This window comes from Plantactinospora sp. CNZ320 (genome assembly GCF_002846275.1).
In genome coordinates, this window is sequence record NZ_PJMP01000001.1 from 3,258,129 (window position 1) to 3,279,690 (window position 21,562).

20 protein-coding genes and 2 pseudogenes are annotated in these 21,562 nt (G+C 72.0%); 4 read left to right on the forward strand and 18 right to left on the reverse strand.

Going from position 1 to position 21,562, the window contains the following annotated elements; all coding sequences use genetic code 11:
• Positions 1 to 8: 8 nt before the first annotated feature.
• The 3 genes from CLT71_RS14245 to recO all read right to left on the reverse strand — a co-directional run bounded on the left by CLT71_RS14245 (position 9) and on the right by recO (position 2,321).
• Positions 9 to 266, reverse strand: coding sequence for a hypothetical protein (locus tag CLT71_RS14245; RefSeq protein ID WP_101367530.1), 258 nt, complete (start codon positions 264 to 266; stop codon positions 9 to 11).
• A 394-nt stretch (positions 267 to 660) separates the two neighbouring features.
• A complete protein-coding gene (locus CLT71_RS14250) occupies positions 661 to 1,473 on the reverse strand; it encodes an isoprenyl transferase (RefSeq protein WP_199187597.1) in 813 nt (270 codons plus the stop codon).
• An 8-nt stretch (positions 1,474 to 1,481) separates the two neighbouring features.
• A complete protein-coding gene (gene recO, locus CLT71_RS14255; protein WP_101367532.1) occupies positions 1,482 to 2,321 on the reverse strand; it encodes a DNA repair protein RecO in 840 nt (279 codons plus the stop codon).
• Positions 2,322 to 2,499: 178 nt separating this feature from the next.
• Here recO and CLT71_RS14260 point away from each other — a divergent pair, with 178 nt between their 5' ends.
• Positions 2,500 to 3,288: a DUF4097 family beta strand repeat-containing protein gene (locus CLT71_RS14260; RefSeq protein WP_101367533.1), complete on the forward strand. Its 789-nt coding sequence runs from the start codon at positions 2,500 to 2,502 to the stop codon at positions 3,286 to 3,288.
• On the opposite strand, the gene CLT71_RS14265 is transcribed toward CLT71_RS14260, so the two are convergent.
• The 12 genes and pseudogenes from CLT71_RS14265 to CLT71_RS14310 all read right to left on the reverse strand — a co-directional run bounded on the left by CLT71_RS14265 (position 3,269) and on the right by CLT71_RS14310 (position 13,758).
• Positions 3,269 to 4,399 carry an acyltransferase family protein gene (locus CLT71_RS14265; RefSeq protein ID WP_101367534.1) on the reverse strand — a complete coding sequence of 377 codons (1,131 nt, stop codon included), beginning with the start codon at positions 4,397 to 4,399 and terminating at the stop codon, positions 3,269 to 3,271. The genes CLT71_RS14260 and CLT71_RS14265 overlap by 20 nt on opposite strands.
• A 103-nt stretch (positions 4,400 to 4,502) precedes the next feature.
• Positions 4,503 to 5,159, reverse strand: coding sequence for an MOSC domain-containing protein (locus CLT71_RS14270; protein ID WP_101367535.1), 657 nt, complete (start codon positions 5,157 to 5,159; stop codon positions 4,503 to 4,505).
• A 98-nt stretch (positions 5,160 to 5,257) separates the two neighbouring features.
• Positions 5,258 to 6,139, reverse strand: a complete 882-nt coding sequence (locus tag CLT71_RS14275) for an NAD-dependent epimerase/dehydratase family protein (protein WP_101367536.1) — start codon at positions 6,137 to 6,139, stop codon at positions 5,258 to 5,260.
• 33 nt (positions 6,140 to 6,172) lie between these two features.
• Entirely contained in the window at positions 6,173 to 7,081 is a 909-nt protein-coding gene (era, locus tag CLT71_RS14280) for a GTPase Era (protein ID WP_101367537.1), read from the reverse strand.
• Entirely contained in the window at positions 7,078 to 7,473 is a 396-nt protein-coding gene (locus tag CLT71_RS14285) for a cytidine deaminase (protein ID WP_101367538.1), read from the reverse strand. The genes era and CLT71_RS14285 overlap by 4 nt, the downstream gene beginning before the upstream one ends.
• On the reverse strand, positions 7,466 to 8,899 hold the full coding sequence (locus CLT71_RS14290; protein WP_101367539.1) for a hemolysin family protein: 1,434 nt from the start codon (positions 8,897 to 8,899) through the stop codon (positions 7,466 to 7,468). Before CLT71_RS14290 ends, CLT71_RS14285 begins: the two co-directional genes overlap by 8 nt.
• Positions 8,899 to 9,366, reverse strand: coding sequence for an rRNA maturation RNase YbeY (gene ybeY, locus CLT71_RS14295; RefSeq protein ID WP_101367540.1), 468 nt, complete (start codon positions 9,364 to 9,366; stop codon positions 8,899 to 8,901). The genes CLT71_RS14290 and ybeY overlap by 1 nt, the downstream gene beginning before the upstream one ends.
• A gap of 54 nt (positions 9,367 to 9,420) precedes the next feature.
• Complete coding sequence (locus CLT71_RS37990) at positions 9,421 to 9,897, reverse strand: PhoH family protein (protein WP_486483680.1); 477 nt, start codon at positions 9,895 to 9,897, stop codon at positions 9,421 to 9,423.
• 168 nt (positions 9,898 to 10,065) lie between these two features.
• Positions 10,066 to 10,599: pseudogene (locus tag CLT71_RS37995) on the reverse strand (LAGLIDADG family homing endonuclease); the annotation flags it as partial.
• Between the two features lie 207 nt (positions 10,600 to 10,806).
• A pseudogene (locus tag CLT71_RS38000) lies at positions 10,807 to 11,553 on the reverse strand (PhoH family protein); the annotation flags it as partial.
• Between the two features lie 346 nt (positions 11,554 to 11,899).
• The gene (locus tag CLT71_RS14305) at positions 11,900 to 13,288 is read right to left on the reverse strand and encodes a serine hydrolase domain-containing protein (protein ID WP_101367542.1); all 1,389 of its coding nucleotides are present in this window, start codon (positions 13,286 to 13,288) and stop codon (positions 11,900 to 11,902) included.
• A 116-nt stretch (positions 13,289 to 13,404) separates the two neighbouring features.
• A complete protein-coding gene (locus CLT71_RS14310; protein WP_101371441.1) occupies positions 13,405 to 13,758 on the reverse strand; it encodes a histidine triad nucleotide-binding protein in 354 nt (117 codons plus the stop codon).
• Between the two features lie 179 nt (positions 13,759 to 13,937).
• Between CLT71_RS14310 and CLT71_RS14315 the strand changes: the two genes are divergently transcribed.
• Both CLT71_RS14315 and CLT71_RS14320 read left to right on the forward strand, forming a co-directional pair.
• On the forward strand, positions 13,938 to 14,699 hold the full coding sequence (locus tag CLT71_RS14315; RefSeq protein WP_101367543.1) for an SDR family oxidoreductase: 762 nt from the start codon (positions 13,938 to 13,940) through the stop codon (positions 14,697 to 14,699).
• A gap of 151 nt (positions 14,700 to 14,850) precedes the next feature.
• Positions 14,851 to 17,325, forward strand: a complete 2,475-nt coding sequence (locus tag CLT71_RS14320; RefSeq protein ID WP_101367544.1) for a glycoside hydrolase family 3 C-terminal domain-containing protein — start codon at positions 14,851 to 14,853, stop codon at positions 17,323 to 17,325.
• 71 nt (positions 17,326 to 17,396) lie between these two features.
• Here the strand turns inward: CLT71_RS14320 and CLT71_RS14325 are convergent, their stop codons facing one another.
• From CLT71_RS14325 to hrcA, 3 genes are all read right to left on the reverse strand, one after another.
• Entirely contained in the window at positions 17,397 to 18,140 is a 744-nt protein-coding gene (locus CLT71_RS14325) for a 16S rRNA (uracil(1498)-N(3))-methyltransferase (RefSeq protein ID WP_101367545.1), read from the reverse strand.
• Between the two features lie 115 nt (positions 18,141 to 18,255).
• The gene (gene dnaJ, locus CLT71_RS14330) at positions 18,256 to 19,392 is read right to left on the reverse strand and encodes a molecular chaperone DnaJ (protein ID WP_199187901.1); all 1,137 of its coding nucleotides are present in this window, start codon (positions 19,390 to 19,392) and stop codon (positions 18,256 to 18,258) included.
• 67 nt (positions 19,393 to 19,459) lie between these two features.
• On the reverse strand, positions 19,460 to 20,482 hold the full coding sequence (hrcA, locus tag CLT71_RS14335; protein WP_101367547.1) for a heat-inducible transcriptional repressor HrcA: 1,023 nt from the start codon (positions 20,480 to 20,482) through the stop codon (positions 19,460 to 19,462).
• Positions 20,483 to 20,825: 343 nt separating this feature from the next.
• Here hrcA and CLT71_RS14340 point away from each other — a divergent pair, with 343 nt between their 5' ends.
• Positions 20,826 to 21,500: a magnetosome magnetite crystal formation protein family gene (locus CLT71_RS14340; protein WP_143743783.1), complete on the forward strand. Its 675-nt coding sequence runs from the start codon at positions 20,826 to 20,828 to the stop codon at positions 21,498 to 21,500.
• Positions 21,501 to 21,562: the final 62 nt, after the last annotated feature.

Here is a 21,562-nt window from a genome sequence, read left to right on the forward strand (position 1 = left end):
GTCGCGGCTCAGCTGCGCCGGAAGGCGTACTGGCGGGACGAGGCGGAACCCCGTCCACGTCCGACACCGGTCGGGCCGCCGCCGTTGCGGATCACCGGCCCCGCCTTCGGTGCCGCCGGTCGATGAGGTGCCGGGGAGCTGTCATCCGGCAGCACGATCGGGGCGGCGAGTTCGATCGAGTCGTCCGCTGGCCGGCCGAGCCGGGCGGGCGAGCCGCCGTTTCCGGCCGAGCCGGTGGTCTTCCTGGACTTTCGCTTGGCAGGCATATGGTGTCTCTCCTCCTGGTCGGGACCGCCCTGCTTTGCGCAGCGGCAGCGGCGCGCGGGATTGGGATTCCCGGGAGTCCGTTCGCGGAGGTGCCACCGGCACAGGTGGCGGGTCGCCGCCAGAAAAGGCGGAACGGCACGGACGCCCGGAGCGCTCGCACCCGCGCCGCGCAGAACAGGCGGGCGGGTTGGCTCGGATGAAGGGGCATCAGTACCGCATGCCCGAACCATACCCGGCCGGCGCCCCAAGCGCACCCGTATTTTCCGCAGGAGGTCGAACCCGCCGCCGAGAGCCCGCTGCCGGGGCGACGATCAGTCGGCCGCCGAGAGCCGGCTGCCGGGGCGACGATCAGTCGGCCGCCGGTCAGGCGTGTGCTGGTCAGGCGTGTGCTGGTCAGGCGTGTGCCGGTCCGGGGGCGACCGGGTTGGGCAGGGCACCGCCGAATCTGCGGTCCCGCTGCGCGTACAGCTCGCAGGCGTACCAGAGGTGGCGGCGGTCGAAGTCCGGCCAGAGGGTGTCCAGGTAGACCAGTTCGGCGTACGCGCTCTGCCAGAGCAGGAAGTTGGAGATCCGCTGTTCACCGGAGGGCCGGAGGAACATGTCGACGGGTGGCACCTCGGGGTGATAGAGGTACCGCGAGATCATTTTCTCGTTGACCTTGCTGGGGTCCACCTTGCCGGCGGCGACGTCCCGGGCGATCGCGGCGGCGGCGTCGGCGATCTCGGCCTGCCCGCCGTAGTTGACGCAGAACTGGAGGGTCAGCGTCGAGTTGCCCCGGGACATCTCCTCGGCCGTCTGCAACTCCGAGATGACGCTCTTCCAGAGCCGGCCGGCCCGCCCGGACCAGACCACCCGGACCCCGAGCTCCACCAACTGGTCCCGGCGGCGCCGGATCACGTCCCGGTTGAAGCCCATCAGGAAGCGCACCTCGTCCGGCGAGCGCCGCCAGTTCTCCGTCGAGAAGGCGTACGCCGACAGATAGGGGATGCCGAGTTCGATCGCGCCCTCGATGGTGTCGAAGAGGGAGTACTCGCCCTGCTCGTGACCCTTGGTCCTGGGCAGCCCACGCTGCTTGGCCCAGCGCCCGTTGCCGTCCATCACCACCGCCACGTGCTTCGGCAGCGCCTCGGGCGGCAGCGCCGGAGGCCGGGCACCGGACGGGTGCGGGGTCGGTGGCACCGGTCCCCGACGGGCTCGGTTGGTCATCGCTCGGATCACTGTGCTTCCTTCGCTCCGTCCGCCGGGCCGGGCTGCGGGACGCGCCGCGCCCGGTCCGTACGCTCACCGGTCGAGCCCCTGTCGACCAGCGGCAAGGAGCGTAACCCCCGCTCCAGGTGCCATTGCAGGTGCGCCGCCACCAGGCCACTGCACTCCCGGCGGTGCGGCGCGTCGGCGGCGTCCGCGGTCTGCCAGTCCCCGGAGGCGAGCGCGGCCATCAGGTCCAGGGTGGCCGGCGCCGGATGGGCGGCGCCGGGCGGCCGGCAGTCCGGGCAGACACAACCCCCGGCGGGTACCGAGAACGCGCCGTGCCGGCCAGGTGTGCCGCAGACCGCGCAGGCGACAAGCGCCGGTGCCCAGCCGGCCAGCCCCATCCCGCGCAGCAGGTACGCGTCCAGCACCAGCGTGCTGGCGTGCTCCCCGTCGGCGAGCGCCCGCAGCCCGCCCAGGGTGAGCTGGAACAGCCGCAGCGACGGCTCCCGCTCGACCGGGGTGAGCCGCTCCGCCGTCTCGGCGATCGCGCTCGCCGCCGTGTAACGGGGATAGTCGGTGACGAACGCCTTGCCGTAGAGCGCGATCCCCTCCACCTGGCTGATCGAGTGCAGCGAACTGCCCTGCTCGCCCTTGGGGTCGCCGGCGATCTGGAGGTCGACGTGGCCGAACGGCTCCAGCCGGGCACCGAACCGCGAGGTGGTCCGGCGTACCCCCCGGGCGACCGCCCGCAGCCGACCGTGCCGGCGGGTCAGCAGGGTGATGATCCGGTCGGACTCGCCGAGTTTCTGGACGCGCAGCACCACCGCGTCGTCGCGGTAGAGCTGTCGGCGGTACCCGGGCACCCGCCCATTCTTCCCACTCACCCTACGGGTGAAAGGAGGGGCCCCTTCTTATCGTTTTTTGTATAGGAAGGGCCCCCTCCTTTCACCCCGACCCTGAGAGTGGGCTCAGGGTCGGGTTCGGGGTGGCTGGGTGGCGGTCCCGGATGTCCCGGGCAGCGCCGCGGCATACCCTTCGGCAATGCTGGTTTCCCGGAGTACCGCCGCCCTGACCGGCGGACTCGCCCTCGCCGTCCTGATCAGTGTGGCCGGCTGCGACGGCTTCGCCGAACAGCGTCTCAGCTACGACCGGACCGAGGAAGTGAAGATCACCGAGATCGAGGTACTTCCCGGCGCCGGGGACGTGGTGGTACGCACCGGGGCGGTGGACAACGTCCGGATCGAGCGGGTGGTGCAGTACCGCGGCCCGGAGCCGAACGACGCCACCTACCGGATCGAGGGTACGAAGCTCGTCCTGGACACCGACTGCGGCAAACACTGCGGGGTTTCCTACGACGTCCACGCCCCGGCCGGCGTCGCGCTGCGCGGCGAGAACGGCTCCGGAAACGTCACCCTGACCGCGCTGACGACGGTGGACATCAAGGTCGGCTCCGGCGACATCTCGGTGACCGACGCGAGCGGCCCGGTACGCGTCGAGACCGGCTCCGGGGACATCCGGCTGAACCGGCTGCCCGACACCGTGTCGGCGCGGGCCGGTTCCGGCTCGATCGAGGGACGCTCGCTCGGCGCCGGAAAGGTGGCCGCGCAGACGGGTTCCGGTGACATCTCGCTGACCCTCGCCGCCGCCGGCTCGGTACAGGCCAGCGCGTCGAGCGGCTCGATCGACGTGACCGTACCGGCCGGACCCTACCAGGTGACGGTGCACGCCGACTCCGGCAGCACCGACGTCCAGGTGCCGAACGACCCGACCGCGAAGTCCGTGCTCGACGTGCGGACCGGCAGCGGCGACATCACCGTCCGCGCGAACTGAGGTCGGCGGGCTCGCGGTCCGGCCGGCGTTGCGCCGGAGGCCGCCGGGCCGGTGGTTCGGCGGTACCGGGCCGTTGAGCCGCAGCGTCGCCCCGCCGTCCCACCGGCTCCCGGAGGGGGCCACCGGGCAGCAGGCAGGGCGGGCGCCGGGCCGCCAGGTCCTCGACCCAGCCGAAGAGCGCGACCGCGACCGCCACCAGCACCGCGACGGCGGCCAGCCGGGCCGCCAGGCCGAGCGCGGAGGAATGGGCGAGCCCCAGCCCGGAGAGCAGCTCGTTGAGGGCGATCACGAAGGGCATGTGCCAGAGATAGACGGTCAGCGCCCGCGCGTTGAGCACGGTCACCGCCCGGCGCAGCGGCGCCAAGCGGTCGACCCAGGAGACGGCCGGGGGCGCCAGCCCGAAGACCAGCAGCACGAACGCGACCGACCAGAGCGCGTTGCCCAGCGGTACGTCGTTCAGGTCGTAACCGCGCGGCCCCTGGTGGGTCAGGATCCAGGCGAGACCGGCCGCGCCGAGCGGCACCGCGATGCTCAGCAGCAGCCGGCGGGACATCCGCCGCAGCAGCCCGTCGTGCTGGGCGAAGCCGAGCAGCCAGGCACCGTAGTAGAGCCCGAATTCGCGCAGCAGTCCCGGTGCGTCGGGATAGCCGAACTCGACCACGCCGAGCAGCAGGTACGGCGCGAGCAGTGTCGGTACCGGCCAGCGCCGGAACAGCCAGTGGGCCAGCGGCGAGACGAGAACGAACCACAGGTAGTCGCGCAGGTACCAGACCACGCTCAGCGCCAGCGCCCCCCACGAGTTGGCTGGCGGATCGGCCAGTGGCAGTACCCAGAAGACCAGCCGCCAGGACGGCGCCAGTCCGGTGAGCAACATGGCGGGTACGAAGAGCAGCGCCACCAGCCAGAGCGACGGCAGCAGCCGACGCAGTCGACGGCCGACCGCCGCGACACCCCAGCGGTCGAGGGAGCTGGCCATCAACGCCCCGGCGAGCGCGAACATCACCGACATGGCCGGGAACGCCAGGGTGAGGAAGGCCCAACCGGTGACGTGGTAGACGACGACTCGGACGATGGCGAGACAGCGGAGCAGGTCGTAGTACCGGTTTCGCATCAGCCTGACTTGTCGCGGGACGAGGGGACAGAGTGCCTTCGTACCCCGCATCCGCGCCCGGACAACCGATTCTGCGCAGGTTCCGCGACGAACCCTCCTCGCCTCAGCCGGCCAACCGCCGCCTGACCTGCTCGCGCAACTCCTCCGGCGCCTCCTCGACGGCCAGCAGCCGGGGCAGCAGTTCCGGCTCCGACATCCAGGCCCGGAACCCCTCGGCGACCGTCACCCCGTGCTCCGGCCGGTGCAGCACCGTCACCTCGTCACCGGCGCGTACCTGCCCTGGCCGCAGCACCCGGAGGTACGCCCCCGGCCGGGCCGCCTGGGTGAACCGCTTCAGCCAGCGCGGCAGCCCCATCTTCAGCTGGAAGGTGGCGCACGGGATCCGGCCGAACGTGGTCTGCAACAACAGCTCGGAGCCGATCTGCCACTGCTCGCCGAGCACCGCACCGTTCACGTCGAGCCCGACCGTGGTCAGGTTCTCCCCGAACAGGCCGCCGGGAAGCGGGCGCCCCAGCTCCGCCTCCCACCAGTCGTAGTCCTCCCGTGCGTAGGCGTAGACCGCCTGGTCGTCGCCGCCGTGGTGCGCCAGGTCGAAGATCTGGTCACCGACCAGGCCGCTGCCCAGCCCGACCTTCTTCGGCCCGGGTGAACGGACCTGCACGGGCCCGTCCACCGGGCGCTTGTTGATGCCGGTGGTCCCGACCGCCTTGGCGCTGTTCGGCTCCGGCACGGCCAGGTTGACGGAGAGGATTTTTCCCATGGGTCCGCACCATACCCAGTACGGTCCTTCGACAGACACCGATTCTGTGCGCTGCCCGAGGGCTGTGCGTCACCGGGACGGTCGCTCCCCTCGTCTGGTCAGGGGCGCTCGCCGAGCGGATAGAGACAGAACTGCGCGCCGACCAGACCTGCGGTGGCCTCCTCGCCGTCGAGTGGGCGTACCCGGTCGGCGTAGGGCTCGGCGTCGTCCTCTGGCTCGTACCCGATCTCCCGCCCCTCGGCCAGCGACCACCAGCGCCGGCTGTTCCGGCTGATCCCCCAGAGCAGCCGGAAGCCGCCTGCCTCCGATCGCAGGCAGGCGTCGACCAGCCGGGCGCAGTCGTCCGGGGAGATCCAGTTCTCCAGCCCGCTGATCCCGGGTGGCTCGGGGAAGCAGGCGCCGAGCCGCAGCGCGAAGACGGTCATGCCGAACCGGTCGGCGTAGAGGCTGCCGAGCGACTCGACTGCCGCCTTGGACCAGCCGTAGTAGGTGTTCGGGCGAGGTGGCACCGCCGCCGGCACCCCGTCCGGCCCGGTCGGTGCCGGCACGCCGTCCGGTCCCAACGTGCCGCCCGCCGACCCCGGCGTGCCGCCAACCGGCTGCGGCGTGCTGCCGACCCGGCGGTACCAGCCGGCCGCGTGGATCGTCGAGGCCAGCACCACCCGGGGTACCCCGGCCGCACGGGCCGCCTCCAGCACGGCCTGGGTACCCGCCACGTTCACCCGGAGCAGTTCCGCGAACGTGTCCTCACCGGGAATCGCCGCCAGGTGCAGTACGGCGTCGACCCCGGCACAGGCTGCCGCCAGCGCCACCGGGTCGAAGATGTCGGCACGGACGATCTCCACCGGTTCGTCCGGTGCCGCCGGAGGCTGCTCCGCGATGTCGAGCAGCCGGAGGAACCGGTCCGGGCCGGCCAGCCGGGGCCGGAGCAGCCGTCCGACCCGCCCCGCCGAGCCGGTGACCAGCAGACGTGCCGGCATCCGCTCCCCTCCCCCGACGATCCGCGACCGGGCTCAGAAGCCGAGCTTGCGGAGCTGCTTCGGATCCCGCTGCCAGTCCTTGGCCACCCGGACGTGCAGGTCGAGATAGACCCGGGTACCGAGCAGTTCCTCGATCTGCTGCCGAGCCCGGATGCCGACGTCCTTGAGCCGGCTGGCCCGGGCGCCGATCACGATCGCCTTCTGGCTGGAGCGTTCCACGTAGACGTCGGCGTAGATCTTCATCAGCCGGTCCTCGGGGATCATCTCCTCGACCACCACCGCGATCGAGTGCGGCAGCTCGTCCCGGACCCCCTCCAGCGCCGCCTCCCGGATCAGCTCGGCGACCAGGATCTGCTCCGGCTCGTCGGTGAGCATGTCGTCCGGATAGAGCTGCTGCGAGGACGGCAGATAGCCGGTCATCACGTCGACAAGGGTGTCCACCTGGTGACCGGAGACCGCGCTGACCGGTACGACCTCGGCGAAGGCGCCCAGTTCGCTGACCGCGAGCAGTTGCTCGGCCAGCCGTTTCCGATCCACCAGATCGGTCTTGGTGACCACCGCCAGCACCTTGGCCTTCAGCTCGGCCAGTTCGCCGGTGATGAACCGGTCGCCCCGGCCGATCGGCTCGTCCGCCGGGATGCAGAGGCCGATCACGTCGACCTCGCTCCAGGTCTGCCGGACCAGGTCGTTGAGCCGCTCGCCGAGCAGGGTACGCGGCCGGTGCAGCCCGGGGGTGTCGACGAGCACGAGCTGTGAGTCCGGCCGGTGCAGTACGGCCCGGATCACGTGCCGGGTGGTCTGCGGCTTGTTGGAGGTGATCGCGATCTTCTGCCCGACGATCGCGTTGGTCAGCGTCGACTTGCCGGCGTTCGGCCGCCCAACGAAGCAGGCGAACCCGGCCCGGTAACCGGCCGACCGACCAGCGGAGCGGGAGGCGGTCACTCCAGCACCGTGCCGAGCAGGGTGCCGTCCGGGGCGGCGACGTGGATCGGCGCGTCCGCCGCGAGGTCCCGGACGGCGGCGTGCCCGGCGCCGTCCAGCGTCGACGCCTCGGTCACCACCGCACCGGCCTCCAGCCGGGTCGCTCCGGCCGCGACCGCCGAGGCGACGGCGAGCTGCAACGCCGTGATGGTCAGCGACGGCAGCGAGACACTGGCGGCGGCGTACGTCCGGCCGTCCTGGTCGCGTACCGCCGCGCCCTCCACCGCGCCGACCCGTCCCCGGGCACCCCGGGCCAGCACCACCAGCTTGGTGTCCTCGGCGGTCAGTTCGACGGTTGCCGACGGGGTGTGCCCACCGACCGGGGCGGCTGGTGGGGCGGACGGGTCAGGCATCGGCGGGTTGCCTCTCGTCGGCCCGGGAGTGCTGCTCCCGGGTGTTCTGCGTACCCCGGGACTCGGGGTCGGTACGGCTCTGCTGCTGCTCCGGCTCGTCGGCCTCGGTGAGCCGGCGGACCAGTACGGAGTCGATGTGGTTGCGCCGGCCGGTGGTGCCCTCGGCGATCAGCCGCAGCCCGCCCACATCGGCCGAGGCACCGGGGATCGGCACCCGGCCGAGGGACTGGGCGAGCAGCCCGCCGACGGTCTCCACCTCGTCGGCCGGCAACTCGACGTCGAACAACTCCCCGAGGTCCTCGACCGGCAGTCGGGCGGTGACCCGGACCTGGCCGTCGTCGAGGCGCTCGACGGGCGGTCGCTCGACGTCGTACTCGTCGGTGATCTCGCCGACGATCTCCTCCAGGATGTCCTCGATGGTGACCAACCCACCGGTGCCGCCGTACTCGTCGACGACGATCACCATGTGGGTACGGGCCGCCTGCATCTCGGAGAGCAGGTCGTCGACCGGCTTCGACTCGGGTACGAAGGTGGCGGTGCGCATCACCTCGGAGACCGGCCGCGCGTCGGCGGCCGGGTCGTCCCCCTGGGTCTGCCGGATCACGTCCTTGAGATAGAGCACCCCGAGCACGTCGTCGACGCTGTCGCCGATCACCGGGATCCGGGAGAAGCCGGAGCGGAGGAAGAGCACCAGCGCCTGCGGCAGCTTCTTGTGCGCCTCGATCCAGACCATCTCGGTACGCGGCACCATCACCTCGCGGACGATTGTGTCACCGAGCGCGAAGACCGAGTGGATCATCTGCCGTTCGCCGTGCTCCACGACGCCGCGCTGCTCGGCGAGGTCGACCAGCTCACGCAGCTCGACCTGGGTGGCGAACGGGCCCTCCCGGAACCCGCGCCCCGGGGTGACCGCGTTGCCGATCAGGATCAGCAGCGAGGCGAGCGGATTCAGCACCCGGCCCAGCCAGCGGACCAGCGGCGCGGTGACCCGGCCGACGGTGTAGGCGTGCTGCCGGCCGATGGTGCGCGGCGCCACGCCGACCACCACGAAGCTGACCACGGTCATCGCGCCCGCGGTGACCAGGGCGGCGGTCCAGCCGGCGCCGAAGGTGTCCACCGCGACCAGCGCGACCAGGACGGTCGCGGTCAGTTCGCAGAGCAGCCGCAGCAACAGCAGCAGGTTGATGTGCCGGACCGCGTCGGCGGCGACGACCTGGAGGGTACGTGCGCCGCGTACACCGTCCCGGGCCAGCTCACCGGCCTGGGCCGGGGAGACGGCGCCGAGCGCGGCGTCGGCCATCGCGAAGATGCCGGCGAGCACCACCAGACCGGCGGCGAAGAAGAGCAGTGCGAGATCGGGCAGGCCGCCCGGGGCGCTGACGGTCGACGCCAGCGACGCGGGCAGCGCGGCTAAATGGTCAGGCATCACTGGGTCCGGGTCGCGCGCCAGCTGTCCAGGAGCCGCGCCTGTAGCGCGAACATCTCCCGTTCCTCCTCCGGTTCGGCGTGGTCGTAGCCGAGTAGGTGTAGTACGCCATGCACGGTCAGCAGGTGCAACTCGTCGGCGGCCGAGTGCCCGGCGGTGGCGGCCTGCTTGGCGGCGACCTCCGGGCAGAGCACGATGTCGCCGAGGAGCGCCGGCTCACCGCCGTTCACCTCGCCTGGCCCGTGGTCGACGCTGCCCTCGTCCATCGGAAAGGCGAGTACGTCGGTCGGGCCGTCCCCACCCATCCAGCGGTGGTTCAGCTCGGTCATGTAGTCGACGTCGACGAGCAGCACCGACAGCTCGGCGAGGGAGTTGACCCCCATCTCGTCGAGGGCGTGTCGGGCCACGGCGAGCACGGCGTCGGTGTCGACGGCGCTGCCCGACTCGTTGGCGATCTCGATGGACAACTGGTTCCCCTGATGCACTGTCGGAAGCTGTGGTGACGGCACTGTCGGGCCGGTCTAACGGCGTCGGCCGGTCCGGCCGCCGTGCGCGGTCCGGCCGGGTACGGCGTGCACGCCCTGGCCCTGCTGCTGGGACTCCCGTTCGGCGTCCCAGCGGGCGTACGCGTCAACGATGTCACTGACCAGCCGGTGCCGCACGACGTCGGAACTGGAGAGTTGGGAGAAGTGCACGTCCTCGACCCCCTCCAGGATCTCGCGTACGGCGCGCAGCCCACTGGTCGTACCGCCGGGGAGGTCGACCTGGGTCACGTCACCGGTCACCACGATCTTGGAGCCGAAGCCCAGCCGGGTGAGGAACATCTTCATCTGCTCGGGCGTGGTGTTCTGCGCCTCGTCGAGGATGATGAACGCGTCATTAAGGGTGTTGTGCGTGACCAGGAAGTGGTCGGTGACGTAGAGCGAGTCCTCCGCCGCGACCTGGATGCACATCGTCTCCTGCACACCCGCGGGGAGGATCGAGTCGATGAAGCGCATCGGCCGGCCACCCCCCTGTGCCTCGTAGCGCCGGCGCTTGCGCTCCAGGCGGAACGGGGCGATCCCCTCCGGCAACCGGATCTCCACGACGTAGGCGTCCGCACGGTACGGGACGGGGCGACCCTTTGCGAGGCCGGGCTCGCGTCCCTCGGCCTCCCGAACGCGCCAGGAGGCAACGCCGCCGAGCGACTGGACCAGATAGATGACGTCGTCCCGGAGCCTGGCGGAGGTCGTCGAGTACTGCACCCGGCAGGTGCGCCCCGACTGGAGGACCGGCCCTCCGTCCGTGTCCAGCAAGCCCTGTAGCACTGCCAGTCGTACTTCGATGCCGTTGCGCTTGTACACCTCCGGCACGAACTTGGTTCCCGACTTGGTGCCGGCCAGTTCCAGCTCGCGGAGCGCGACGGTCACCGGGTTGGCGACGATCACCCCACCACGGCCACCGTGAACGTGCCGAAGGACGTAGTCGAGGTCGCCCTTGCGGACGAGTTCGATGTTGGGGAGCGCCGCCTCGAGCGCGACTGCCAGCTCGGGATCCGCCGTCGTGAATCCAGGCGTCGCCCGGCACGAGATGGACCCATCCCCGAGCAGCAGCCCGAGAGCGTACGGGTCGAGCGGAACCTCCTGCGGCTCCATCTGCACCGGGGCCACGACCGGGAGTTCATAGCGGTGGGCGTGACCCCGCCGCTCGTTGCCGATCATCTCACTCGTCTCAAGGGTCCGGCGGCGGCCATGCCGCTTGTCCTCGGGAGTCCTGACCGTCCAGAGGTGCTCGCCACAGCAGAGCGTGGACGCCCCGTCCTGGGTGGTGACCCGGTAGACCTGCTTGGGTCCCTGCGGGTAGATGCCGATCACCGGCGTGGGCGTACCGTTCGAGCCGATGACCAGGTCGCCGACCTGGAGCGACCCGAACGGCTTGAATCCCTCCGGAGTCAGGACCCGCGCGTCGTACGGTTGCGCGCGGCCCCTCATGTACGCCAGTGGCGCGACCTCGATCGTCCCGGCGGCCATCAGCTTCGGGATCGAGTCCGGGTCGAGCATGTCGTGCAGCGCGTCGTAGAGCGGCCGCAGGTAGGGGTCGATCTTCTCGTGCAGCGTGCCGGGCAGGAAGCCGAGCCGCTCGCCCGCCTCGACCGCCGGCCGGGTCAGGATGATCCGGTTCACCTGCTTGGCCTGGAGCGCCTGCACCGCCTTGGCCATCGCCAGGTAGGTCTTGCCGGTACCGGCCGGGCCGATGCCGAAGACGATCGTCTTACCGTCGATCGCGTCGACGTACCGCTTCTGGCCCAGCGTCTTGGGCCGGATGGTCCGGCCGCGCCGGGACAGGATGTTGAGCGTCAGCACCTCGGCGGGGCGTTCGGTGCCGCCCTGCTCGATCATGGCCAGCGTACGCCGTACGGCGTCGGTGGTCAGTGTCTCGCCCTTCTCGATCAACTCGAGCAGCTCGGTGAAGAGCCGCTCCGCGAAGGCGTTGTCGCCAGGGGCGCCGGTCAGGGTGATCTCGTTTCCCCGGACGTGCACGTCACTGGGGATCGACCGCTCGATGAGTCGCAGGATCTCGTCGCCCGCGCCGAGCAGATTGACCATGATCTTGGGGTCTGGGACCGTGATCCTGGTCTGCACCCGGGGCTGCCCGGGGGGTGGGGTACCGGTCATGGGTCGGGCCCGAGGCCCTGTGCCACCTGCTTCCAATCTCGGTGCCGCTGCACCGTCGGGAATCTCCCGACCGGTCGCGCGACGTGCGGACGTTGGACTCATCGTATCTGTTCAACGCCGATGGCACGCTGCCCATTTCCGCCCCCGATCACCGGCCTGGGCAGGTCGGGGCCCTACCCCGTCCGCGCCGGGGCGGCCCCGCCCGGCGGAGCCGGTCCGGCTGACCCGCTCGGTGACCGGTCGGCACGCCCGACTACCCGGACATAATGGCCGTAACGGGACGGCGGTGACCACCACCGGACGCGCCACCGGCAGCTCGTGCGGACCGTCAATTCACGCGGAACCGTCAGCTCGCGCGGAAGTCGAAGCGGTCGAAGGTCTCCTGGCGCCGGGTGAAGCGGTAGGTGGCCCAGTGCATCCGGACCACCTCGCCCCGGTCGTCCCGGGTCAGCCGGAGCAACTCGCCGACCTCCCGGCCGGAGACCGTACGCAGCACGTCCGGCCGGTCCGGCAACGGTGCGAAGACGGCCGGCGGCTTACCGGCCGGATCGGCCACGCCGCGGGCCCGCAGGGTGCCGTCCCGCCACGAGAAGACGTACTCGAAGCCCTCGCCCCACCAGCGGCCGAGCAGCCCGCGGTACGGCTCCGGAGCCGGCTCGCCCGGAGTCCACGGCACGATGTCGGCGGGATCCTCCTGGGCCGAGAGGGCCAGCAACTGGTGCGCCAGCTCGTTCACCGCGACGCCCGTACCCGAGGAGCCGAGCACCGCGCACCCCATCGCCGCCGGTGTGCCCGGACCGCCGCGCCGGCCGTAGACGCTTGCCAGGAAACCGGGCATCGCACCGTCGTGGCCGACGTGCGTGACCCGCTCCGCCGCACCGGAGGAACGCTGGGGCAGCAGGATCAGTCCCAGCCCGAAGCCTGCGGACCAGAGCGACTCGTCGGTCACGGTCAGCGGCCAGCGCATCTCGTCGAGAGTGCTCGACCGGAGCACCGCGCCGGTCGGGTCAATCGCCGCCGGGTCGACCAGGAACGCCGCCCAGCGGGCCATGTCGGGTGCGGTGCTCCAGAGCTGCGCGGCCGGGCCGACCGCGCCGAGGTCGGTGTTCGGCTCCGGCCGGGCATGGTCGGAGTAGGCGTCGACCAGGAAGCCGGTCGCCGCGCCCGCCGGCGGGTGCGTGACGGTGTCGGCCAGCCCGAGCGGGTCGAGTACCCGCTCGGCGAGCACCTCCGCCCAGGTACCGCCACGGAGCCGGGCGACCGCCTGGCCGAGCAGCGCGGCGCCGAGGTTGGAGTAGTGGAACCGGCGGGCCGGTGGGAGTACCCGTTCGGCCCGGGCCAGGTCGGCGAGGAACTCGTCGAGTTCCGGGGTGTGCAGGGTGTCCCACACGTCGCCGTACGGCTCGCGCTGCACCCCGGAGGTGTGCGACAGCAGCCGGCGTACGGTCGGTTCGCCGTGCGCCGGTACGTCGAGGTGCGCCCCGATCGGGTCGTCCAGGTCGAGCAGTCCGTCGTCCCGGCACTGCATCACGAGTACGGCGGTGAAGGTCTTCGTCACCGAACCGATCCGGAACGCGGTACCGCTGTGCAGCGGCGCGTCGTTGCCGGTGGTGCCGACCGTAAAGGTCCGCAACGGCCGGTCGGCCCGGTGCAGCGCGACCGAGACCGCCGGAATCCGGGACTCGGCCTGTGCCTGCCGGACCAGCCGCTCGAACCGTCCGTCTCCCTCGGCCACGATGCCCCCTCGCCAGCGATCCCTTCGCCAAGATCACGGATCCTACGCCCGCCCACCTGGCCGTTTCCGCTGGCCGCCGGGGGTGCACTTTCCCGGCTTGAACGGAGGGAGCGTGCTCAGCGGGCCAGCATCGGCCCCAACGGCTCGCCGCCGAGCACGTGGGCGTGGGCGTGGAAGACCTCCTGCCCGCCGTACGGGCCGGTGTTGAAGATCAGCCGGAAGCCGTCGGCGGCCAGTCCCTCGGTCTCGGCGACCACCGCCGCGGTGCTCAGCACCTCACCGGCGAGTCCCGGATCGGCCTCGGTCAGGGTCACCACGTCGGCGTAGTGCTCCTTCGGGATCACCAGCACGTGCACCGGCGCCTTCGGATCGATGTCCCGGAAGGCGAGCGTGGTGTCGGTCTCCCGGACGACGGTCGCCGGGATCTCGCCCGCGACGATCCGGCAGAACAGGCAGTTGGTCTCCATCATCGCCAATCGTAGGGGTTGCCGTTGCCCGGCGCCGTCCCGCCGGCCCGGTGCGGCACGGTCCCGCCGATGCGAGTGCGGCACGGTCCCGCCGGCCCGGTGCGGCACCGTCCTGCCGATGCGAGTGCAGCGCGGTCCGGCCCGGTGACCTCGAAGCCGGCGGCGACCGGCATCATGGCCGGATGACTGGACGAGCGGTGCTGGTGACGGGGGCGTCCCGGGGAATCGGGCGGGCGGTGGCGATGGCGTTCGCTGCCGGGGGCGATCGGGTGGCGGTGCACCACCGCGACTCGGCCCCGCTGGCCGAGCAGCTCGTCGCGGCCCTGCCCGGCGAGGGGCACGTGGCGGTCCGGGCCGACCTGGCCGACCCGGAGGAGGTACGCGCGATGGTCGACGACGCGGCCGACCGGCTCGGCGGACTGGACGTACTGGTGAACAACGCCGGGGTGTTCGGCAGTGCGGATGCCGGGCACCCGGTCTTCGAGTCCTCCTACGAGCAGTGGCAGCAGCAGTGGCGCCGGACGCTCGACGTCAACCTGCTGGGCGCGGCCAACACCATCTGGTGTGCTGCCCGGCACCTGCGTCAGCCGGGTGGCCGGATCGTCAACGTCTCGTCCCGGGGCGCGTTCCGGGGCGAACCGACCCAGCCGGCGTACGGCGCCAGCAAGGCCGGGCTGAACGCGCTGGGCCAGTCCCTTGCGGTGGCCCTCGCCCCGTACGGGATCGCGGTCGCCACGGTCGCGCCCGGCTTCGTCGAGACCGACATGACCAACGAGCACCTCAAGGCGCCGCGCGGTGACGCGATCCGGGCGCAGAGCCCGTTCAACCGGATCGCCCGGCCGGAGGAGATCGCCGCCGCCGTGCACTGGCTGGCCTCGCCGGAGGCGGAGTGGGCCTCCGGCACCATCGTGGACCTCAACGGCGCCTCCTACCTGCGCACCTGACCACCGCCGTCGGCCGCCGACCGGACACGGCCCACCGCTGCCCCAAAACGCCGACTCCACTACCGAATCCCTACCGCCGGATCGTCGGGCGGCGGGCGGCGGCTCCGGCTGGCAGGATGATCGATATCCGGCCGGCGGAAGGGGCGCGACGATGACGGTGGATCGGCGGGACGGGGCTGAGGCCGACCGAGCGGACGCGATCCCTGATCCGGCGGACGCCGTACTCGATCGGGCGCTCGCCGCGCTGGACCTGGAGACGAAGGTCCGGCTCCTCTCCGGCCAGGACTTCTGGACCCTGCCGGCCATCCCCGAGATCGGGCTCGGCTCGCTGGTGATGTCGGACGGCCCGATCGGGGTACGCGGCGTCCGCTGGACCCCGGACGACCCGTCGATCGCCCTGCCCAGCCCGACCGCGCTGGCCGCCACCTGGGATCCCATCCTCGCCCGGCAGGCGGGCCGGGTGCTCGGTGCCGAGTGCCGGCGCAAGGGCATCCACCTGCTCCTCGCCCCCACCGTCAACCTGCACCGCAGCCCGCTCGGCGGCCGGCACTTCGAGTGCTACTCGGAGGACCCGCTGCTCAGCGCCGAGATCGGCGTCGGCTACGTCACCGGCGTGCAGGAGCTCGGCGTCGGTGCCACCGTCAAGCACCTGGTCGCGAACGACTCGGAGACGGAGCGGATGACAGTTGACGTCCGGGTCTCCGAACGGGCGCTCCGGGAGGTCTACCTCGCCCCGTTCGAACGGATCGTCGCCGCCGGGGTCTGGGCGGTGATGGCGGCGTACAACGGGGTCAACGGGCACACCATGACCGAGCACGCCGGGCTGCTCCGGGACCTGCTCAAGCGGGAGTGGGGCTTCGACGGGATCGTCGTCTCCGACTGGACGGCGGCGCGCAGCACCGAGGCGTCCGCGAACGCCGGGCTCGACGTGGTGATGCCGGCCGCCGGTGACCCGTGGGGCGCCGCGCTGGTCGCCGCCGTCCGGGCCGGCACGGTCGCCGAGACCGAGGTGGACGACAAGGTACGCCGGGTGCTCCGGCTCGCCGGCCGGGTCGGGCTGCTCGACGGCGTACCCCCGGCGGTGGACCCGGCCGACCGGCCGCGCCCGCCGGACGGCGCCGCCCTGGCGCACGCGGTCGCGGTCCGCTCCTTCGTGCTGGCCCGCAACGAAGGCGGGCTGCTGCCGCTCGATCCGGGCCGGCTGCGCCGGGTGGCGGTGCTCGGCGCGCTCGCCGACGACGCGCGGATCCAGGGCGGCGGCAGTGCCCTGGTCGCGCCGCCGCACGCCATCTCCCCGCTCGCCGGGCTGACCGCCGCGCTGCCCGACACCGACCTCGTCCACGGGGTCGGCGCCGACCCCCGGCTCCGGCTGCCGGCGGCCGGCGGAGTGGCCTGGACCCCGATCATCGCCACGCTGCGCGACGCCGACGGGCGGGAGCGCTACCGGGCGGAGCTGGACCGGGCGACGGTGCGCTGGATGGGTGAGCTGCCCGAGGGCCTGCCGCCGGAGGAGCTGGCCAGCATCGAGATCAGCGCCGTACACACGCCGCTGCGCAGCGGCACCGCCCGGCTCGCGGTCGAGGGCTTCGGGGTCTTCACCCTCACCGTGGACGGTACGGAACTCTTCGACGGCCCGCTCTACGAGCCGTCGGAGGAGCCCGGCACCGTCTTCCGGGCCACCGTGGAGCGCCGGTTCGAGGTCGCCGTACGCGCCGGTGAGCCGGTCGAGGTACGGCTCACCCGGCGGATGGTCGACGGCGAACATCCGGGTTTCGTCTCCTTCGGCCTCGGTCACGCCGAGCCGGCGGTCGCCCCGGACGACGCCCTGCTCGACGAGGCGGTCCGGGTCGCCGCCGACGCCGACGTGGCGGTGGTGGTGGTCGGCACCACCGAGGAGGTGGAGTCGGAGGGGTTCGACCGGAGCACGCTGGCGCTGCCCGGCCGGCAGGACGAGCTGGTCCGGCGGGTCGCCGCGGCGAACTCCCGGACGGTGGTGGTGGTCAACGCCGGTTCACCGGTGCTGATGCCCTGGGCCGACGAGGTGGCGGCGATCCTGCTCACCTGGTTTCCCGGGCAGGAGGCCGGGGCGGCGCTCGCCGACGTACTGCTCGGTCGGGCGGAACCGGGCGGACGGCTTCCCACCACCTGGCCACGCCGGCCGGAGGACTGCCCGGCGCTTCCCACCACCCCGGTCGACGGGGTGCTCGACTACACCGACGGGATCTTCGTCGGCTACCGGGGCTGGCGGGCCGAGCCGCTCTTCCCGTTCGGGCACGGGTTCGGCTACACCGAGTGGGCGTACGAGTCGCTCACCGTCAAGGACGGGGCGGAGGGACCGGTCGCCGTGGTGAGCGTCCGCAACACCGGCCACCGTCCCGGCCGCGAGGTGGTGCAGGTGTACGTCGGCCCGGAGGCCGCCGAGCCGGATCGTCCGGTGCGCTGGCTGGCCGGCTTCGCCGCTGCCGAGGCGGCTCCCGGCGAGTCGGTGACGGTACGGGTCCCACTGCCGGCACGGACCTTCCGGGTCTGGGAGCCGGAGGGCTGGGCCACCCGCCCCGGCCGGTACCGCATCGAGGCGGCTCGCAGCGTCGCCAACATCCGCCTAACCAGCACCGTCGACATCTGACGCACCATCCGACGCCCGTTAGGAAGGGCCCCTTCTTCTACAGAAAACGATAAGAAGGGGCCCTTCCTTACTCACCAGCGGCCGAGGCGGGTGGAGAGGACGGCGAGGGCGGCGACACCGGCGGTCGAGGTACGCAGCACCTCCGGGCCGAGCCGGACCGGTACGGCACCCGCCGAGGTAAGCGTCGCCAACTCGGCCGGCGACACGCCTCCCTCGGGACCGACCACCAGCACGATGTCGCCGGCGGGCGGCAGTTCGGCGGTGCCGAGCCGGGCCTGCGCCTCCTCGTGCAGCACGAAACCGGCTGCCGCGTCACCGATCCGCCGGGCCACCACCCGGGTCGACTCGTCCGGTGCCTGCGCCGAGCCGGCGACGGTCGGCAGCCAGGATCGGCGGGCCTGCTTGGCCGCCTCGCGCGCGGTCGCCACCCAGCGGTCCCTGGCCCGGGCGCCCCGGTCGCCGCGCCACTGCGCCACCGAGCGCTCCGCCGCCCAGGGCACGATCTCGTCCACCCCGACCTCGGTCATCGCCTGCACGGCCAGTTCGGCCCGGTCGCCCTTGGCGATGCCCTGCACCACCACCAGTCTCGGGTCGGGCGCCTCGACGTACCGCCGGGAGGTGACCGAGGCGGTCAGGGTGCCCCGGCCGACGCTGGTGACCACCGCGGTCAGGGTGCCGCCGCGCCCGTCGGCAAGCAGCAACTCCTCACCGGTACGCAGCCGTTGCACTGTCGCGGCGTGATGCCCCTCCGGACCGTCGAGGGTGACGGAGTCGTCCGACGGCAGCGACTCGACCAGGAACAGCGGCGCACTCACGGCGAGCAGGTTAGCGGTTCGTCCGGCCGGCGAGCCGCGCCGGCCGGACGACGCGCCAATCAGGCGTGGCCAATCAGGCGTGGCCAATCAGGCGTGGCCCGTCAGGCGTGGCCCGTCAGGCGTGGCCGTTGAAGGCGTCGCGCATCCGGGAGAAGAAGCCGCCCTGCTTGGTCAGCTCGGCGACCTCCTCGCCCCGGGTCTTGGCGAACTCGCGCAGCATCCGCTCCTGCTCGGCGTCGAGCTTGGTCGGGGTACGCACGTCGAGGTGCACGTAGAGGTCGCCCCGGCCGGTACCGCGCAGGTGTGGCACGCCCCGGGCGCGCAGCCGCAGCGTCGAGCCCGGCTGGGTGCCCGGCTTGACGTCGACCGGCTCCTCGCTGTCCAGCGTCTTGATTGTCAGCCGGGTACCGAGTGCGGCGGCGGTCATCGGCACGGTGACCCGGCAGTGCAGGTCGTCGCCCTTGCGGGAGTAGACGTCGTGCGGCCGCTCGTGGATCTCGACGTAGAGGTCGCCGGCCGTACCGCCACCGGGGCCGACCTCGCCCTGCTGGGCCAGTCGGATCCGCATGCCGTCCTCGACACCGGCCGGGATCTTCACGGTCAGCGAACGGCGGGTACGCACCCGGCCGTCCCCGGCGCAGGTCGGGCAGGGGTGCGGGATCACCGTGCCGTACCCCTGGCAGACCGTGCACGGCCGGGACGAGACGACCTGACCGAGGAAGGTGCGCTGCACCGACTGCACCTCGCCCCGCCCGCCGCACGCCTCACAGGTGGCCAGGTGCGTGCCGGGCGCGGTGCCGGCACCCGTGCAGGTGGTGCAGAGCACGGCGGTGTCGACCGCGATCGGCGCCTCCACCCCGAACGCCGTCTCGTGCAGGTCGAGTTCGAGCCGCAGGATGGCGTCGGCACCCGGCCGGGTACGCGGACGCGGCCCCCGGGAACCACCGGCCGCACCGAAGAAGGCGTCCATGATGTCCTGGAAGCCGACGAACGGCCCACCGGCACCGCCGGGGCCGGCTCCGGGGCCGCCACCGGGAGCGAGCGGGTCGCCGCCCAGGTCGACGATCTGCCGCTTCTGGTCGTCCGAGAGGACTTCGTACGCGGCGTTGATGTCCTTGAACTTCTCGTGTGCCTCCGGATCCGGATTCACGTCCGGGTGGTACTGCCGCGCCAACTTGCGGTAGGCGCGCTTGATGTCGTCGTCGGAGGCGTCCCGGCTGACGCCGAGAATCCCGTAGTAGTCCTTGGCCACTGCGTTCCGTGTCCTCATGTCTGTCTCGCGTTACCGTCCGCCGGTCGTCAGGGGGAGAGCTTGGTGGTCAGTTCTGCGCCAGCACGTCGCCGACGTAGCGTGCCACGGCCCGCACCGTGGCGATGGTGCCCGGGTAGTCCATCCGGGTGGGCCCCAACACGCCGAGTCCGCCGACGATGGTCGTACCCGGACCGTATCCGGTGCTGACCACCGAGGCGGCCCGCAGATTGTCGATCTCGTTCTCGTCGCCGATGCGAACCTGAAGGGTGTTCGGCTCCACCTCGCCGATCAACTTGAGCAGGACGACCTCCTCCTCTAGCGCCTCGAGGATCGGCCGCAGTGAACCCTGGAAGTCGAGCAGCCCGCCCCGGGTCAGGTTGGCGGTGCCGGCCATCACGATCCGCTCCTCGTGCCGCTCGACCAGGGTCTCCAGCAACACCGTGGCGAGCGTGGTCATCGCCGGACCGAGCCCCGGGGGCACCTCGTCGACAAGCGCCTGGACCAGTGGCGGGGTCTCGGCCAGCTTCTTGCCGCCGAGCCGCTCGTTGACCAGCCGGCGCAGATCGGTCACGTCGTCGGCGCTGATCGGGATGGGCAGCTCGACCAGCCGCTGCTCCACCCGGCCGGTGTCGGCGATCATGACGAGCATCAGCCGGGTGGTGGAGATCGGCACCAGTTCCAGGTGCCGGACGGCGGAACGGGCCAGGCTCGGGTACTGCACCACGGCCACCTGCCGGGTGAGCTGGGCGAGCAGCCGGACCGTACGGTGCACCACGTCGTCGAGGTCCACCGCGCCGACCATGAACCGCTCGATCGCCCGGCGCTCGGCCGGGGTGAGCGGCTTGACCCGGGAGAGCCGGTCCACGAAGAGCCGGTAGCCACGGTCGGTGGGCACCCGGCCGGCACTCGTGTGCGGCTGCCGGATGTAGCCCTCCTCCTCCAGCACGGCCATGTCGTTGCGGACGGTGGCCGGGGAAACCCCGAGTTGGTGCCGCTCGACCAGGGCCTTGCTGCCGACCGGCTCCTGGGTGGCGACGTAGTCCTCCACGATCGCGCGCAGCACGTCGAGCTTGCGGTCGTCGAGACCCATCCTCACCTCCCTGCGACGTCCCGGCCCCGGCTGGGCGAAACGACCGGGGCGACCACGACGGTCGGGCCAGGCCAGCCCTGGCACTCGACTGTAGCGAGTGCCAGTCTACGACCAAGGCGTACCCGGCGCGATGATCGTTTGGAGGGGATATCCGAACCTGGACAACAGGCTTGCCAGGACACAGTACTCCGGTGGACCTAGCAGGTACGGCCGGCAGTTGTCCAGATTCCGTCCGGGGGGCGGCTGGCGCTGTTTGATCGGGAGTCCTACCGTGACCTCCATGACTGAACCGCCTCGCCCTCCCGGAGAATACGGCGGTCCGCCCCAGGACCCGACAGCCCCGATGAATCCGGGCCAATACCCGACACCTGGCGAGGGGTATCCCCCGCCCGCCGCACCCCAGTACGGTGCGCCCGGCACGCCCCCGCCGACCTCGGGCGGCGGGACGTACCCGACCTCCGGCGGTGCGACGTACCCGACGTCAGGTGGCGGGACCTATCCGACCTCGGGGGGCGGGACGTACCCGACCTCCGGCGGCGGTTACCCCCCGCCCGGCGGCTACCCGCCCCAGGGCGGCGGTTACCCACCCGGCGGCGGTTACCCACCCCCCGGCGGCCAGCCTCCGGGCGGGTACCCGGGTGCCGGCTACCCGCCGCCGGGCAACCCGTACGGCGCCCCGGGACCGGCCGGCTACGCCAACAGCGAGGAGAAGACCTGGGCCCTGATCGCGCACTTCGGTGGCATCGTGGTCGGCTTCATCGCCTCGCTCGTCGCGCTGCTCGCCAAGGGCAACGAGTCGCCGATCGTTCGCGCGCACGCGGTCGAGGCGCTCAACTTCCAGATCACCTGGGGCATCATCTCGATCGTCTCGCTGATCATCGGGACCTGCACCATCGTGCTGTTCTTCCTGCCGCTCATCGCCTGGGTGGTCGTGCTGATCTTCTCGATCATCGCCGGCATGAAGGCGAACGAGGGCGTCGTCTACCAGTACCCGATGTCCATCCGCATGATCAAGTAATCCGAGTCGTCAGCGCGATGGCCCGTGCCGGATCCGGCGCGGGCCATCGCGCTTTCCGGGGC

Excerpts from the sequence above, each read along its gene's own strand:
- CLT71_RS14245 (WP_101367530.1), bottom strand. The coding sequence starts at position 266 with ATGCCTGCCAAGCGAAAGTCCAGGAAGACCACCGGCTCGGCCGGAAAC.
- CLT71_RS14265 (WP_101367534.1), bottom strand. The coding sequence starts at position 4,399 with ATGCGAAACCGGTACTACGACCTGCTCCGCTGTCTCGCCATCGTCCGA.
- CLT71_RS14310 (WP_101371441.1), bottom strand. The coding sequence starts at position 13,758 with ATGATGGAGACCAACTGCCTGTTCTGCCGGATCGTCGCGGGCGAGATC.
- CLT71_RS14260 (WP_101367533.1), top strand. The coding sequence starts at position 2,500 with ATGCTGGTTTCCCGGAGTACCGCCGCCCTGACCGGCGGACTCGCCCTC.
- CLT71_RS14315 (WP_101367543.1), top strand. The coding sequence starts at position 13,938 with ATGACTGGACGAGCGGTGCTGGTGACGGGGGCGTCCCGGGGAATCGGG.
- hrcA (WP_101367547.1), bottom strand. The coding sequence starts at position 20,482 with ATGGGTCTCGACGACCGCAAGCTCGACGTGCTGCGCGCGATCGTGGAG.
- CLT71_RS14275 (WP_101367536.1), bottom strand. The coding sequence starts at position 6,139 with ATGCCGGCACGTCTGCTGGTCACCGGCTCGGCGGGGCGGGTCGGACGG.
- CLT71_RS14290 (WP_101367539.1), bottom strand. The coding sequence starts at position 8,899 with ATGCCTGACCATTTAGCCGCGCTGCCCGCGTCGCTGGCGTCGACCGTC.
- CLT71_RS14270 (WP_101367535.1), bottom strand. The coding sequence starts at position 5,159 with ATGGGAAAAATCCTCTCCGTCAACCTGGCCGTGCCGGAGCCGAACAGC.
- CLT71_RS37990 (WP_486483680.1), bottom strand. The coding sequence starts at position 9,897 with ATGCGCTTCATCGACTCGATCCTCCCCGCGGGTGTGCAGGAGACGATG.
- CLT71_RS14285 (WP_101367538.1), bottom strand. The coding sequence starts at position 7,473 with ATGCCTGACCCGTCCGCCCCACCAGCCGCCCCGGTCGGTGGGCACACC.
- CLT71_RS14250 (WP_199187597.1), bottom strand. The coding sequence starts at position 1,473 with ATGACCAACCGAGCCCGTCGGGGACCGGTGCCACCGACCCCGCACCCG.
- CLT71_RS14340 (WP_143743783.1), top strand. The coding sequence starts at position 20,826 with ATGAATCCGGGCCAATACCCGACACCTGGCGAGGGGTATCCCCCGCCC.
- CLT71_RS14320 (WP_101367544.1), top strand. The coding sequence starts at position 14,851 with ATGACGGTGGATCGGCGGGACGGGGCTGAGGCCGACCGAGCGGACGCG.